Origin of the sequence: Fibrobacter sp. UWH4 (genome assembly GCF_900142475.1) — a bacterium.
Lineage (GTDB): Bacteria > Fibrobacterota > Fibrobacteria > Fibrobacterales > Fibrobacteraceae > Fibrobacter.
The window spans coordinates 40787-57767 of sequence record NZ_FRAY01000003.1 but is presented as its reverse complement, the minus strand read 5'-3'; the positions used below and the strand labels follow the sequence as shown (position 1 = coordinate 57767).

4 protein-coding genes are annotated in these 16981 nt (G+C 54.2%); 2 read left to right on the top strand and 2 right to left on the bottom strand.

Going from position 1 to position 16981, the window contains the following annotated elements; translation table 11 throughout:
* The first annotated feature begins 127 nt into the window (after positions 1–127).
* Together BUA93_RS05605 and BUA93_RS05600 are read left to right on the top strand one after the other, a co-directional pair.
* Positions 128–4561 carry an acyl-CoA dehydratase activase gene (locus tag BUA93_RS05605; RefSeq protein ID WP_072978195.1) on the top strand — a complete coding sequence of 1478 codons (4434 nt, stop codon included), beginning with the start codon at positions 128–130 and terminating at the stop codon, positions 4559–4561.
* Between the two features lie 142 nt (positions 4562–4703).
* A complete protein-coding gene (locus BUA93_RS05600) occupies positions 4704–6296 on the top strand; it encodes an ABC-F family ATP-binding cassette domain-containing protein (protein WP_072978194.1) in 1593 nt (530 codons plus the stop codon).
* An 89-nt stretch (positions 6297–6385) separates the two neighbouring features.
* Here BUA93_RS05600 and BUA93_RS05595 read toward each other — a convergent pair whose 3' ends face one another.
* Together BUA93_RS05595 and BUA93_RS05590 are read right to left on the bottom strand one after the other, a co-directional pair.
* Entirely contained in the window at positions 6386–9253 is a 2868-nt protein-coding gene (locus BUA93_RS05595; RefSeq protein ID WP_083597168.1) for a T9SS type A sorting domain-containing protein, read from the bottom strand.
* Between the two features lie 250 nt (positions 9254–9503).
* A complete protein-coding gene (locus BUA93_RS05590; RefSeq protein WP_083597166.1) occupies positions 9504–16781 on the bottom strand; it encodes a tandem-95 repeat protein in 7278 nt (2425 codons plus the stop codon).
* Positions 16782–16981: the final 200 nt, after the last annotated feature.

Genomic DNA, 16981 nt, shown 5'->3' with positions numbered 1-16981 from the left:
ATGCGACCTCGGCCTCGCTAACTCGACTCGTTTTGCGAGTCGTTTTTTTCATTTTCTTGATTTTCGGCAATTTCAGCCGATAAAAAGCAGTTTAAAAAGTTTACAATTTTCTATTTTTGTGCCCACTATGAGCAATTTGAAGAACGATTTATGGGTCGGCGTGGACGTTGGTTCCACCACCGTGAAGATTGCGGTCGTCGATCCAGAGACCAACAAGCTTTTGCATTATACCTACCAGCGCCACAACGCCATGCAGGCACAGAAGGTTTTCGAGGTGCTGCGTGAGGCCCACGGACTTTTCCCCGATAAAAATTTCAGGGTCGCCTTCTGCGGCAGTGGCGGTCAGCCCTTCGCCGAAGCCACCCACGCCTTCTTTGTACAAGAAGTCGTGGCAAACGCCCTTGCGGTGCGTGCGACTTATCCGGAATCCAGGGTCGCCATTGAACTCGGCGGACAAGATGCAAAGGTGGTGTTCTTCGAAAAAGACAAGACTACCGGCAAGCTGATTGCCTCCGACATGCGTATGAACGGCGTGTGCGCCGGCGGTACGGGTGCATTTATCGACCAGGTGGCCGAACTTTTGCGCATCAAGACCGAAGCCTTCGAAGGCTTTGCCAAGCGTGGCCAAAAGGTCTACGAAATTTCGGGCCGTTGCGGTGTATTCGCCAAGACCGACATCCAGCCGATGCTCAACAACGGCATCGCCAAGGAAGACATCGCCCTTTCCAGCTTCCATGCCATTGCCAAGCAGACCATCGGTGGCCTTGCCCAGGGTATGGAAATCAAGCCGCCCGTGATATTCGAAGGTGGCCCGCTCACCTTTAACCCGACGCTTGTCCGCGCCTTCAAGGAACGCCTGGGCATTAACGACGAACAGGCCATTGTGCCGGAACACTCCGAAGTGCTCGTAGCCATGGGTGCAGCCCTTTCCTTGGGTTCCATGTTTGCCGACCAGGAATGCTTCTACCGCAAGGAAGGCTCCCTGGACGCGCTCATCCACTTTAACGAAACCCGCCAGGCCGAAAACAAGGCCAAGGCCGCCGCCGACTTGTTCTTCAAGAACGAAGCCGAATACAAGATGTTCCTCGAAGAACACAAGATGGCCGGCAACCACTACCCGCAGCCCGTATCGGGCTCCACGCTCAACGTGTACCTGGGTATTGACGCGGGTTCTACCACCACGAAGTTTGTGCTCATGGACGAACAAGAAAACATCGTGGATGGTTTCTACGCGAGCAACAACGGCGAACCGCTGCAGGTGCTCAAGAACGCCCTCAACGAACTCAGCGACCGCTACGAAGAATACGGCTGCAAGCTCAACATCTTGGGTGTCGGAACCACCGGTTACGGCGAACAGCTCTTTGCGAAGGCCGTGCATGCCGACTTCCACACGGTGGAAACGGTCGCACACGCAAACGCCGCCCAGAAGATTTGCCCCGACGTAAGCTTTATCCTCGACATCGGTGGCCAGGACATGAAGGCCATCTCCGTGCAAGACGGCGTGGTCACGGGTATCATTCTGAACGAAGCATGCTCTTCCGGTTGCGGTTCGTTCATCGAAACGTATGCCCGCAGCCTCGGCATCCCCATGGAAAAGATTGCAGAACTCGCGTTCAACGCCAAGAGCCCCTCTCAGTTGGGTTCCCGCTGCACCGTGTTCATGAACAGCTCCATCATCACCGAGCAGCGCGACGGCAAGCAGCCCGAAGACATTATCGCAGGTATCTGCCGCTCCATCATCAACAACGTGTTTACGAAGGTGATTCGTATCCGTAACCTCAACACACTCGGCAAGAAGGTCGTGGTGCAGGGCGGTACGTTCAAGAACAACGCGGTGCTCCGCGCCTTCGAACAGTACACAGGCCTTAAGCCTATCCGTCCGGAACGCCCGGGTGAAATGGGTGCTATCGGTATCGCTCTCCTTACCAAGAAATTCATGGAAGAAAAGCGCAAGACCGAACCGGAACTCAAGAGCCGCTTTATCGGGCTTGACGCCATGAAGACCTTCAGCTGGCACAACCAGCCGGGTCAGCTCTGCCAGTACTGTACCAACCATTGCTCGCGCACCATCGTGACCTTCAGCGACGGCCAAAGCTTCGTGACGGGTAACCGCTGCGAACGCGGCGAAGTCACCGCCGACCCCAACGATCCGAAGACCAAGGCGCTCATCGCCGAAATCAACAAGAAGATGCAGTCCGTGCCCGACATGATTAAGCGCACGAACCAGCTGTTGGTCAAGGACTACGCTCCGGCAAAGCTCGTCGAAAACAACGGCAAGACCATCGGTATTCCCCGCGTGCTGGAATTCTGGGCTTCGCTCCCGTTCTGGAAGGCCTTCTTTACGAGCCTCGGCTACACCGTCGTGGTGAGCCGCCAGAGCGACTACAAGATGTTCGAAGCGGGCCTCCACAGCGTGCCCTCTGACACGGTTTGCTTCCCGGCAAAGCTTGTACATGGACACGTGCTCAGCCTCATTGAAAAGAAGGTGGACCGAATCTTCTTCCCCATGATGGTGGCGGTCCCCAGCGACCACACCAAGTTCACGGCAACGTCCGTCTGCCCCGTGGTGCAGGCCTACCCGAACGTGTGCAAGAACACCGACGAGCCCGAAAAGAACTACGGCGTTCCCATGGACCAGCCGATTTTCCACTGGTTCAACGCCAAGCTCCGTCGCAGCCAGACCATCGACTGGTTCCACGAAAACTGGAAGCTGGACAAGAAGCTTTTGGACAAGGCTGTTACCGAAGGCGAAAAGGCGCTCAACAACTACCGCACCACGCTTTTGGAAGAAGGCCAGAAGATCCTCGACGATGTACGCGCAAAGAACTCCTTTGCCGTGGTGATTGCAGGCCGCCCCTACCATGCGGACACGCTCATCAACCACAACATCGCAAGCCACTTTACCGCCATGGGCATTTCGGTGCTCACCACCGAATCGCTCCCCGGCGTTTTCGACCAAGATGTGCCGAGCCACACCCGTATCGAAATCAAGAACACCTTCCACCTGCGCATGATTGGTGCCACCATGATTGCCGCGAAGGATCCGAACATCGAACTTGCTCAGATCGTAAGTTTCGGTTGCGGACACGACTCGATTTTGACCGACGAAATGATGCGCATGCTGCACCTTGATTCCAACAAGGAAATGCTCATGCTCAAGCTCGACGAAGGCGATGCCCGCGGCCCCGTGGGAATCCGCGTCAAGAGCTTTATCGAAACGGTAAAGGCACGCCGTGCAGCGAACCTGCCCGACAAGCCCGAAAGCAACGAACCGCTGTTCCATACGCCGTTCTTGCCCGAAGACAAGAAGCGCCGTCGCATTCTGACGCCGAACCTCTCCCCCGCCTTCTCCGTGCTCGCGAGCGAATACATGAAGCGCGAAGGATTCATCGCCGAATACCTGCCCGTGGCAGACAAGAAGGCAATCGAACTCGGCAAGAAGTACGTGCATAACGACATCTGCTTCCCCTGCCAGGTGAACATCGGCGAAGCGCTCCACTGGCTCGTCGATCACCCCGAAGTTCCGCAGAACCAGGTTTCCATGTGCTTGGCGAAGAACTGCGAAAACTGCCGCGCCGTGCAGTACGCCGTGCTCGCCCGTAAGGCTTTGGACGAAGCGGGCTTCAAGGACGTGACCATCATTACGACCGGTGTGGACTACAAGGGCATGCATCCGGGCTTCCAGCTGGGTCTGGACTTTAGACTCCACATGCTGTGGGGCCTTGTGACCATGGACGCTATCGAAACCATGTACCGTGCCGTTCGCCCGTACGAAGTGAACGCCGGCGACACCCAGAAGGTTTACGACGAATGGATGCCGAAGGTGATTGGCGTTGCAGGCCACCTCTCCACCATGCAACTCGTGCGTCCCTCCAAGCTCATCGAAGTCTTTGAACAGTGCATCGAAGCATTCAACGGTATCGAAATCACCGAAGAACGCAAGAAGGGCATCCGCAAGCCGCGCGTTGCCGTGCTTGGCGAAATCTTGATGAACTACCACCCGAGTGCAAACGGCTTTGTGGAAAACTACCTGATGAACAACGGCATGGAAGTCTACCTGCCGGGTATGACAGACTTCTTCCGCGTCGACGAAGTGGTACGCGAAGAAAAGATCAAACGCGGATTCTCTGCAAACCCGATGATGGACCGTCTGGAAGGCGGCGTGACCTCCAAGGTCTATACGCACGCTGTAGAAACCGCCCGCAAGTCCATGCACAAGTTCAAGCTGTACGAACATCACGCAGACTGCGTGGAACTCAAGGACTACGTGTCCGACATCATCGACCCCACCTACAACACGGGTGAAGGTTGGATGATTCCGGGCGAAATCCTGTACAACTCGAAGCACGGAATCAACAGCTACATCATTCTGCAGCCGTTCGCATGCCTTGCCAACCATATCTCTGGTCGTGGCCTTACCAAGGCCGTGAAGGAACGTTGCCCGCACATCCAGGTTTTGAGCCTCGACTACGACCCGGATACGAGCTTCGCGAACATCGAAAACCGCCTGCAGATGCTCATCATCAACGCCCGCGAACTAGAAAAAGCAAATCAGAATTAATTCGGAATTCAGAGTTCGGAATTCGGAGTTGTTAAACAAACTATTTTGAATTCTGGATTCTGTTTTCCAAACTTAATCTTTTTTGAACGCACATTTTTACTTAATAATTCATAAATCTGAAATCCGAATTCTGAAATAATTTATGCTCAACGTTTCTAATGTCAGTCTTCAATACGGTAGCCGCGTCCTCTTCAAGGAAGTGAACCTCTCCTTCAAGCGCGGCAACTGCTACGGAGTCATCGGCGCGAACGGCGCCGGAAAGTCCACCTTCCTGAAAATCCTTTCGGGCGAACTCGAACCCAACACCGGTGAAGTCACCAAGGACCCGGGCGAACGCATCGCCGTCCTGAAGCAGGACCACTTCGCCTACGAACAGAATACCGTTCTCGAAACCGTCATGATGGGCTTCCCCGAACTCTACGAGCTGGGCAAGAAGCGCGACGAACTCTATGCACTCCCCGAAATGACGGAAGAACAGGGTATGCAGGCCATGGAAATCGAAACCCGCTTCGGTGAAATCGGTGGTTACGAAGCCGACTCCAACGCAGCTGTGCTCCTCAAGGGCCTCGGCATTCCCGAAGAATTCCACTACAGCCTCATGGCCGACTTGGACGCAGGCCTCAAGGTGCGCGTGCTCCTCGCCCAGGCGCTGTTCGGCAACCCGGATATTCTGTTGCTTGACGAACCGACGAACCACTTGGATTTGGAAACCGTCGGCTGGCTCGAAGACTACCTCGAACGCTTCGAAAACATCGTCATCGTGGTGAGCCACGACCGTCACTTCCTCAATGCGGTCTGCACTCACACCTGCGATATCGACTACGGCAAGATCAACATTTACGGCGGTAACTACGAATTCTGGTATGCAGCAAGCCAGCTCGCCCAGAAGCAGCGCAAGGACCAGAACCGCCGCGCCGAAGAAAAGATCGAAGAACTCAAGGCGTTCATCCGCCGATTCGCCTCTAACGCCGCCAAGGCCAAGCAGGCAACCAGCCGTAAGAAACTCCTCGACAAGATGACCGTCGAAGAAATGCCGGCATCCAGCCGTAAGTTCCCGTGGGTCAACTTTAAGATGGACCGCGAACCGGGCAAGATCGTGCTCGAAGTCAAAAACGCCACCATCGATGGCGGCGACGGCATCATCTGCAAGAACTTAGACTTCAGCCTGAACAGCGGCGACAAGGTCGCACTCGTCGGTGAATACGACACGCTCAAGACCGCCTTCTTCCAGCTCATCGCCGAAGAAACAAAGGCACCCGATGGAGTGCTCAAGTGGGGCAACACCATCAGCTACAGCTACTTCCCCAAAAACAACGACGCCTACTTCGGCTGCGACCTCTCCCTCGTAGATTGGCTGCGCCAGTACAGCAAGGAACAGGACGAAACCTTCATCCGCGGGTTCCTCGGCCGCATGCTCTTTACCGGCGAAGAAGCCCTCAAGAGCGCGAACGTGCTTAGCGGTGGCGAAAAGGTGCGCTGCATGCTCAGCCGCATGATGCTCAGCAACGCGAACTGCCTCTTGCTCGACGAACCGACAGCACACCTGGACTTGGAAGCCATCACCGCCCTCAACAACGGCCTCACCGCCTTCCAGGGCCCGATTATCTTCTGTTCCCAGGACCACGAATTCGTGCAGACGATCGCGAACCGCGTGCTCGAACTGACCCCGAACGGCGTCATCGACCGCAGCATCACCTTCGACGAATGGCTCGAAAGCAAGAAGAAGAAGAAATAGTTGGTAGAGCTTAGAACTTAGACAACAAAACGTCCCGCTCGGTTAAACCCAGCGGGACTTTTTTTCAGACAACCAATTATCTATTTCCACTATCGCGTCACAATCACGCGGTTTGCGAACAGCACCTTCTTGCCGTTATCGACTCGAACAAAATAGCTGCCCTTGGCACGCACCAGTTCCTTGAGCGGCACCGAGGCAGAGCTGCTGTAATAGCGGCTAGAAATCTTCTTGCCACGCATGTCGAACACGCTCACGCGAGCAACGGTTGCATTCAAGTGCAGTTCTAGGTTACCGTTTGCATAAGTTACCGAGGCCGAAGCAATCACCTTAGCAGACGGAGCAATCTTCGTATTTCCTTCAGAACTCGAGGAACCCATGTTCCAGTCGCTCGGCACGCGAGCTGCAATGCCGCGGCCAGCCGTACTCATGTACACAACGCCATAAGTATTCATGTCGCCCATCACGAATTCGCCGTTTGCAAGGCCGCCGTATTCGTGACCGTCGTCATTGACGCGAGTCCAGGTTTTACCCTTATCGTCAGAGCCGAACACACCCGTCACTTTACCGACTGTTGCGAAAACGTAAATTGCCGGGTAGCCACCCTTTTCCTTGGGTGCGCCATAACCCACCGCTTCGCAGTAACCGACGCCTTCAACCGCAGCCCAGGTAGCACCGCCATCGGTCGAATGCAAAAGTTTTCCGCTTGCCGGCGTTCCGTTCGACCGATCCTGAATAGCGACAGGCAACCACAAGTCACCCTCGTAGCCCGGAATGGCACGGAACTTCTTGAACGCGCTTTCACCAGGCGTACTCACTGCCTTGAAACTTGCGCCCGCATCGGTACTCTTGTAGAACTTGCCGTCCGCCTTGGCGTAGGCGTAGAACACGTCGTCGTTTTCAGGATCGCCCACCACGTAGGCGGTGTTATCGATTCCCGTCACCTTTTCCCAAGTCGTGCCGTTGTAATTGCGGTAGACATCGGTCGTTCCTTCCATCGGAACCCAGATGGTGTATGTACCTTTTGCCGAAAGAGCCACAGTACCCTTGGCAGCGTTCTTGTCAGGTCCTGTATAGGTTTCCACCGTCCAAGTCTTGCCCGAGTCAAGGGAATACTGCACCGGAGCAATGGGAATGTCATTGTACTGGCCCTCGTAGGCACGCTTGTCAGCCACCTTGGCCAATTTGCCACTCTTGGGAGCATAAGCAAGGCCCTGCGTCGTACCCAACGATACATAATCGCCGCCAACATTCGTCTTGTGCCTGAATGCCGGATATTTTGCAATGTCATCGTGACGGAATCCGTCGTAGTCGCCGATAATCGAAATCATGGGGCCACCCGGAATGCTCACCACTTCGAAAGGCACCGTTTCTTCGACGCCATGCGCCGAGAAATGCCACACCTGGTTCATGGTGAGCTGCGGTTCTTCCCAAGAATTTTCCGCTTCCTTGTACACATAATCGCTCAGGTTGTCGCAGCGGAAAATACCGTTACCCGAAGTCACAAAGACGCGGTTGTTGTCGAACGGATCCATGGCAACGCTACCGGACCAGTGAATAGAACCATTATGCATCCAGCCAATTCCGTTGGCATCCATCTGCTTCGTCGTCGGGTAGAAACCACCTTCCATCCAATAGTACTTGAAGCTTGCAATCCAGGTTTTGCCGCCATCGGTCGTGTGGTAAATGTTAGTACCCCACTGGTCGCTCCACTTGCCGCTGGTGTCGCTTGTAGCCGTGTACCAGAACTGCGGACCGCGGTAACCTTCAGTGGTCACCACCATTTCGTTGGCATTTTTCGGATTGATAGCAATGCCGCCATAAGGAGCAATGTAGGGGTAATAATCTTCGCAAGTCTTGCCGCCAGTCGCTTCGCAGTCGACCATGCCTTTCACGTCCACCTTGTCGTACTTGGCGTCACCGCCTTCGTCCAGGAAGTTTTCCGGAGAAACGTCGGACCAAGTCGCCGAAGCCACATCAAGCTGCAGCACCGCACCGCGACCAAAACCATCGTAAATCATGCCCCAGCCTTCGTCCCACATCATGGAATGCGGCCCGGCGCCATCGGCAAAGGTCACCGTCATCGTTTTTCCGTCGCCCGAAACCACCGCACGCTGCGGCATCAGGCGCACAATGCTCCCGCCGGCCGTGCTGCGCAATGAATCCGGAATCGGGAGCGCCTGCCAGCTTGCACCGCCGTCGGTCGAGGTGAACACGTTTTCGAACGTGCCCTTGGCCGTCGTCCCTTCACGTAGGAATCCGGCGTAAAGCACCTTGGAGCTGCCCGGAGCATACTGCACAAAGCTAAATCCCGAACCATTCCAGGTCGTATCGCTCCCGGCGGCCTTGGTCCAAGCATCCACATGGCTCCAGCTCGTTCCGTTATCCGTCGATTTCCAGAGGCCCTTGTTCTTGGAGCCGTAGAACATAATCTTGGAATCGTTCGGGTCGACCGCCAAGGCTTCACCGTTTCCGCGGCCCATGCCGTTACCGTGTGCGCCAAAGCGTGCCACTTTCGCCCCCTTGGCACCGTCTTCGTCCCAAGTGTAAAGGACATCCCAAGATTCACCCTTGTCGCTACTGCGGAGGAACGCCGTACGGCCGTTGTTCCAGTAACTGGTTCCCGCCACCATATACACAACGCCCGATTCCTGCGGATCAACGACAATGGCTTCAATGCCCAAAAGGCCTCGCTCGGAAACATCGACCCAGTCCATCATCGATTCCCAGCGGGCAGTCGATTCGTTCCAGCGGTACGCGCCGCCCACGTCGGTACGGGCGTAGAACAGCCCTTTGTCGACCGGAGAAGCGATCACGGCGGAGACGAATCCGCCCCCGCCCATGCTCACGTTGCTCCAGCTGAAATCTGCCGCCTTTTCAGCAGAGTATGCGGCAGTCGCCTGCATGCCGATGATAGCGGCCAGGCTAAGTCCAAAAGCACCAAACAATCCTTTTTTCATAAATTCATCCCTAAACTACAATGGGCAACAGGCCCTTGCATCCAATTCAAAAATATATTTCAGGGGCAAAAAACGATGCAAAAAAGCCTTCTGCAAGTTTTTTCCGTTTTGAACCTTTCAACACCAAACAGCCACTTCGGGAGAAAAATTCCCAAAAAACGCAAAAATCCCGCTCAAAGAGCGGGATTTTCACTTATTAAGCTTTACTCAAATTTATGGTAGAAGCTCGCAGAGCGAGGCCACTTATGGATTAGCGGCGCTTGCCCTTCTTGCCCCTCTTCTTGCCTTTAGCCGGGGCCTTTTCCTCTTCCTTCGGCTCTTCCTTCTTCGGTTCAGCCTTCTTCTTGGTGTCGCCACCGCGGAGATCCTTCATCTTGAAGGAAACATTGACTTCGGCTGTCGTCACCTGAGAGGCGAGTCCACCCGGATCGCGAACCTTGAAGCTGAATTCGTCAAGGCCGCTGAAGCCCTTGTTCGGCATGTAGGTGAAGGAACCGTCACGTTCGTTCAGGTTGATCTTACCGTTGCGCGGCTTCTGCACCAGCTGCACAGACACCGGCTTTTCACCATCGGCATCCGTCACACCGGCCATCAGACCTTCGGCGGCGCTCACCTTGAGTTCTTCACCTTCCTGAGTCATGTAGGTCTGTGCAGTAGCAACCGGCGGATCGTTCACGGCAATCACAGTGAACAGAGCAGACTTAGAAGCCTTGGCGCCATCCGGGTCGGTCACCGTGAAGGTAATCCTTTCCGGCTTGCCATTCCAGTTCGGGTGCGGCTGGGCAACCGTAGCGGTCTTCTTGTACTTGTCGTACTTCACTTCAAGGAACTTGTTGCCAGTGAAAGACCACTTGAGTTCGTCGAAACGATGATCCTTGTCGCGTGCGTACTGGTCAAGCTTGATCACGGCGATTACACCATTGTTGTCATCTTCCTTGATCGTTGCATCCGGAATGTCGCGCATAATCGGGGCGGCGTTCACATGCTTTACGACAAACTTCACCATCGCCTTGTCGGAAGCGCCGGCCGGATCCTTAGCGGTAAAGATGATGGTTTCTTCACCGAACCAATCCGGTTTCTTCGGCTTCACGATGGCTTCGCGGCTTCCGTTAATCTGCACAGCAAGATTCTTGGCACCGGCAGCAGCCCACCTGATTTCGGTGTTCTTGTGATCCGGATCAGAAACATAATGGTCGAGCTTAATCGGCTTGAAGGCAGAACCCTGCAGAGTTTCCTGGTCAGAAATCTTCTTCACGACCGGCGGGTCGTTCACCGGCTTCACCGTGAACTTCACCTGGACAGAAGCCTTTTCGCCAGCCGGGTCGAACACGTTCACCGTCACCGTTTCCATACCGTTCCAGTACGGACTCGGAGTTTCTGCCTGGAGCAGGCCCTTTTCGTTAATCATGAAGTTGATTTCATGCTTCACGGCCGGACCGTCCTTACCCTTCCTGCCCTTCACATTCGGAACATCGTTGTCGAGCGTCCAGGTCAATTCTTCGAGAGAGTTATCAGGGTCGTTCACCATCTTGCTGAAGTCAACCGGAGCAAAGGTTCTCTTTTCTTCGATCACGAACGGCTGTACCGGCTTGAGGGTCGGAGCGTCGTTCACCGGAGTGACTTCGAAAGTAGCCTTGGCGGAAGCAGATGCACCGGCGATATCCTTCACCGTAAAGGTGAGGGTTTCCTTGCCGAACCAGTTCGGGTTCGGAGTCAGCACCTGGGCACGCGTCCCCTTGATATCCACCTTGAGGTCCTTATTGCCGGACACGGTCCAGTGGAGTTCGTTGGGCTTGTTATCCGGGTCTTCGGCAGCCTTGGAGAGATCGACAATTTCGAACTTTTCCTTTTCCTTGATCTTCTGGCCGGCAATGTGCTTGATGACCGGAGGATCGTTCACAGGCACCACTTCGTAGGTGATCTGCTGAGTAGCACGAGCACCTTCGGGGTCATAAACGTCAATCTTGATCTTTTCGGTTCCGCTCCAGAACTTGTTCGGAGTAGAAACGACGAGTTCCTTCTTGGCATTGATAGAAGCCTTGAGGGCGCGGGTCGGAGCCACTTCAATCTTCAGAGCGGACAGCTGGTGGTCCGGATCAGAGATGTACTGAGCGAGGTCGAGCGGCTTGAAGCGTTCCTTTTCCTGGACGCTCTGGATGGCGATCGGCTTGATTTCCGGTGCATCATTCACAGATTCAACCTTGAAGTTCACCGTCTTGGAATCAGAGGCGCCTTCGGGGTCCTTCACGGTGAAGGTCACATTGCGTTCGCCATTCCAGAACTTGTTGGCGATCTTCACGCGAGCAATGTTCTTGCTGTCAATTTCCACCTGGAATTCGTCAACAGGAGCCGGAGCCGGTTGTTCTTCGGCCTCTTCTTCCTTCTTACCCTTCTTGCCCTTCTTTGCGGACTTCTTGGCCGATTTCTTGGCAGGCTTTGCAGCCGGAGCGGCATTCACCTTGTCAACCTTCACCGTCCACACCAATTCAGAGAGCTTGTGGTCAGGATCGTGCACGAACTTGTTCAGGTCGATTTCCTTGAACGTGCCCTTTTCCTTGATCTTCTGGTCAGGAATATTCTTGAGCACCGGAGCGTCGTTCACAGAGGTGATTTCGAAGGTCACCATCTGAGAAGTTTCGGCACCATCCGGGTCCTTCACGATAAGAACCATGGATTCCGGAGCGCACCAGAAATTCTTGTCCGGAGCCGTAACCGTAAGCACGCGGCTCGGAGAAATTTCAGCCTTCAGGAGCTTGTTGCCCGTCACGGTCCACTTGAGTTCGCTCGGCTTGTCATCCGGGTCCTTCACGTATTCGTCGAGCTTGATCTGCTTGAAGAGCTGCTTTTCCTTGATCTTCTGGTCAGGAATCTTCTTGGCGATGACCGGAGCGTCGTTCACGCGGGTCACTTCGAAGTGCATCTTGTGGTTGGCAGAAGCACCTTCTGGGTCGGTCACCGTGAAGGTCACCGTTTCCTTGCCGTTCCACTGCGGATCCGGCACAGCGATTTGGACGGTGTTGTCCTTACGCATATTCACCTTGAGGAACTTGTTGCCAGAGACAGTCCACTTGAGCTGGGCAGTCTTGTGGTCCGGGTCGGTAGCGAGGTTCGAAAGGTCGATGGTCCTGAACACGCCGTTTTCACGGATGGTTTCACCCTTCGGAGCGCTTGCGGAAATCACCGGAGCGTCGTTGATGGAACGCACTTCGTAATGGGCGGTCTTGGAAGCCTTTGCACCTTCCGGGTCGGTCACCGTGAAGGTAATGTCGGCAGCACCGTTCCAGAACTTGTTCGGAATCACGATTGTTGCAACATGGTTGTTGTCCACCTTGACACTCAGGCCATCCTTGGCAGACGGAGCCGGTTCAGCGGCAGCGCCCTTCTTGCCCTTGGCAGGAGCGGCGGCAGACTTTGCCTTCACGTCGAAGGTCCACTTGAGTTCGGAATTCTTGTGGTCCGGATCCTTCACGAGATCGTCGAGCTTGATTTGCTGGAACTGCTTCTTTTCGTCGATGGACTGATCCTTGAGTTCGCGCACGAACTGCGGAGCATCGTTCACCGATTCCACCGTGAAGGTCACGGAGCGGCTATCAGAAGCACCTTCCGGGTCGGTCACCGTGAACTTGACGGCTTCCTTGCCGTGCCAGTTCGGGTTCGGCGGCAACACAGACACATTGTGGCTAGCATCCATGGCGACCTTGAGTTCCTTGGCGCCTTCGATCTTCCACTTCAGCTTGTTCTTCGGATGGTCGAGGTCTTCGACATAGTTGTCGAGAGCAATAGACTTGAAGCTACCCTTTTCCTTGATGGTCTGGCTAGCAATATCCTTCATGACCGGAGGATCGTTGATAGACTGCACAGAGAATGCGGCAGTCGCCTTGGCGGTTGCGCCTTCCGGGTCGGTCACCGTGAAGGTGATCTTTTCGTTGCCGTTCCAGAGCGGGCTCGGTGCCTTGATAGAAACGTCGCCGTCCTTGGAAATAGAGACCTTGAGATCCTTCTGGCCAGTCACTTCAATCTTCAAGCGATCATAGGCGTGGTCAGGATCCTTGATAAGCTGCTTCAGGTTGAAAGACTTGAATTCTTCCTTTTCCTTTATCATCTGGTCGTTGATCTTGCCGATGGTCGGAGCATCGTTCACGGACTGCACCGTAAAGGTAGCCGTGCAATGGGCCTTGCCGCCATCCGGATCTTCCACCTTGAACGTAATTTCTTCGGAGCCGTTCCAGTACTTGTCCGGAATCACGATCTTAGCCATGCGCTGGCCATCCACAGTCACCTTGAGCTGCGGAGTGTAGCTCTTCGGTGCACCCTTCGCCGGCTTCACGTCGAAGCTCCAGGAAAGCTGGTCGGGCTTGTGATCGGCATCCTTCACGATATCGTTCAAGTTGATAATCGCGAATTCACGCTTTTCAGGAATGCTCTGGTCCTTGATGGGCTTCACGAATTCAGGCAGGTCGTTCACGGATTCCACCGTAAACTTCACCGTACGCTTGTCGGATGCCCCTTCCGGGTCGGTCACCGTGAAGGTAATGTCTTCGGAACCGTTCCAGAACTTGTTCGGGGCAGTAACCGTAGCGACATGCTTCGGGTCGATCACAACCTTGAGCTGCTTGTTGCCGGATACGGTCCACTTGAGCTTGGACTGATCGTGGTCTTCGTCAGAGGCGTACTTGTCAAGTTCAATCGACTTGAATTCACCCTTTTCCTTGATGGTCTGGTTAGCAATATCCTTCATAACCGGCGGGTCGTTGATAGACTTCACCGTGAACACGGCGTCAGACTTGGCAGAAGCGCCTTCCGGGTCGGTCACCGTGAAGGTCACCTTTTCGGAACCGTTCCACATCTTGGTCGGCATCTTGATCGTTGCGACACCGTTCTTATCGATATCGATCTTGAGCTGCTTGTTGCCAGAAACCGTCCACTTGAGATCCTTAAAGGCGTGGTCGGGGTCAGAAGCAAGTTCGGCGAGGTTGACGGAAGCAAATTCATGCTTTTCTTCGATCATCTGGTCCGGAACCTTCTTGAGAGTCGGCACATCGTTCACGGACTGCACAGTGAAGAGAGCCTTGGACACAGCCTTGGCACCTTCCGGGTCGGTCACCGTAAAGGTAATTTCATCGGCACCGTTCCAGAACTTGTTCGGAATCTTGATGTTGGCCACATGCTGGGCATCAACTTCAACAGTGAGACCAGCTTCCTTGCCCTTGGTAGACTTCACGTCAACCGTGAACTGGAGGTCGGAAAGCTTGTTGTCGAGGTCGCGAACCATTTCACCGAGCTTGATCGGCTGGAACTGGCCCTTTTCCTTGATAGTCTGCGGAGCGACCTGCTTGATGAATTCCGGAACGTCGTTCACGGATTCCACGGTGTAAGCGACAGAGCGTTCATCGGTAGCACCTTCGGGGTCGCTCACCTTGATGGTAAGCGTTTCGGAACCGTTCCACTGCGGAGACGGCGGAGTCACCTTCATCACGCGGTTACCGTCGATGGACACCTTGAGTTCGCGGTTGCCCGTCACGGTCCACTTGAGCTGGGCCTTGGTGTGGTCGAGGTCTTCGACATACTTGTCGAGTTCAACCGGCTTGAATTCGCCCTTTTCCTTGATGGACTGTTCAGCAATGTCCTTCATGGTCGGAGGGTCGTTGATGGACTTGATAGAAAGCTTCATCTGGGTAGAAGCCTTGCCGCCATCGGGGTCAGTAGCAGTAAAGGTGATGGTTTCAGAACCGTTCCAGAGTTCGTTCGGAGTCTTGAAAGAAACTTCACGAGTCTTGTTATTCAGGTTGACCTTGATGTCCTTGTTACCCGTAATGTCGATCTTCAACTGGGAGAGATCGTGATCGGCATCGGAGAGGTAATCGTCGAGCATCACGGAGGCAAATTCGTTCTTTTCTTCGATAGCCTGGTCCGGAATCTTCTTGAACACAGGAATATCGTTGATGGACTTGACCGTGAAGGTCACAGCCTGCTTGACAGAAGCGCCTTCGGGGTCAGACACCGTAAAGGTCACGACAGCAGCGCCGTTCCAGTACGGATCCGGGATTTCAATAGATGCAACGTGGTCGTCACCGATATTTACAGACAAAGTACCGGACTGCGGTTCCTTGCCCTGGTGCTTCACGTCAGCTTCCCAGGAGAGTTCGGAATTCTTGTGGTCGGCATCCTTCACGTATTCGTCGAGCTTGATCTTCGCGAAGGTCTTCTTTTCGTCGATGGTCTGATTCGGAATCTGCTTCACGAGCTGCGGCACGTCGTTCACGGAGTTCACCGTGAAGCTGTTTTCGGATTCGGCGCAAGCACCGGCCGGGTCGCAGACCTTGAACTTGATGGATTCAGAACCATTCCACATCTTGTTCGGGATCTTGATGGTGGCGTTCTTGCCGGCGATATTGACGGCGAGATCCTTGTTGCCCGAAACAGTCCACTTAAGTTGTTCGAAAGGATGATCGGGATCCTTGACCAGCTTGTCCAGTTCAATGGGCTTGAACTCCTGCTTTTCGTCGATGGTCTGATCCTGGACTTCCTGCACGAATTCAGGAGCATCGTTCACGGACTTGACCGTGAACTTGGCGGTCGCCTTGGCAGACGCACCGTCCGGGTCAGTCGCCGTGAAGGTCACGGTTTCAGAGCCGTTCCAGAATTCATTCGGGATCTTGATGTTTGCAGAACCATACTTGTCGATGTCGAACTTCAGGTCCTTGTTGCCCGAAATGGTCCACTTGAGTTTCATGACATCGTCATCCACGTCTGCTACATAATCGGTCAGGCTGATGGATTCGAATTCGTTCTTTTCTTCGATGGTCTGGTCCGGAATCTTCTGGAGCACCGGAGCATCGTTGATCGGCTTCACCACAAAGTTTGCGGCCGTAGAGGCGCTAGCGTATTCGCCGTCGGTAGCCGTAAACTTGATCTTTGCAGAGCCGTACCAGTTCGGATCCGGAATAATCACGGAAGCCACACGGTTCGGGTCAATTTCCACGTTCAGGTCGCCGTCGGCCTGGTCCTTGCCAATCGGAGAGATGTCGAATTCCCAGAGAATCTGGTTCTTCGGATGGTCGGGGTCGGTCACGTAATCGTCGAGCTTGATCTTCGCGAAGGTCTTTCCTTCATCGACGGTCTGGTCCGGAATCTGCTTGACTTCAGGCGGGTTGTTTACGGATTCCACGTTGAAGTTCACCGTTTCGGAACCCGAGGCGCCCTTGGTATCAGTTGCAATAAAGGTGATATCTTCAGAACCGTTCCAATACTGGTCCGGAATTTCAATAGTCGCTACGCGTTCAGGCGAAATAGAAACCTTGAGTTGCTTATTGCCGGACACGGACCACTTAATCTTTTCGGCTTTGTCCTCATCGGTAACATACTTGTCCAACTTAATCGGGGCAAATTTCTTGCCTTCATCGATGGATTCACCCGGAATACCCATCACGGAAGGAGCAGAGTTCTCCGCCTCCTGGGCTACACCCACTGATGCCAGCAAACTGACAGACGCCAATATTGCTGCTACAGATCTATTTTTTCGTTTCATTTATGATCTCCCATAAAAACTTCTTCCAACTTCACCTTTTGCTTTCACAAAATAGAGAACCGCACCCGCTAGTCCGAGCGCAATTTTACGAGGTCAAATATAATGATTTTATCTGCCCAAAAGCGTCAAAAAGCCGATTTTTCGTAAAAAAACGCAACCTGATTCGGCAAGAAAAATTTTCATATTTGTAACTTATTGAC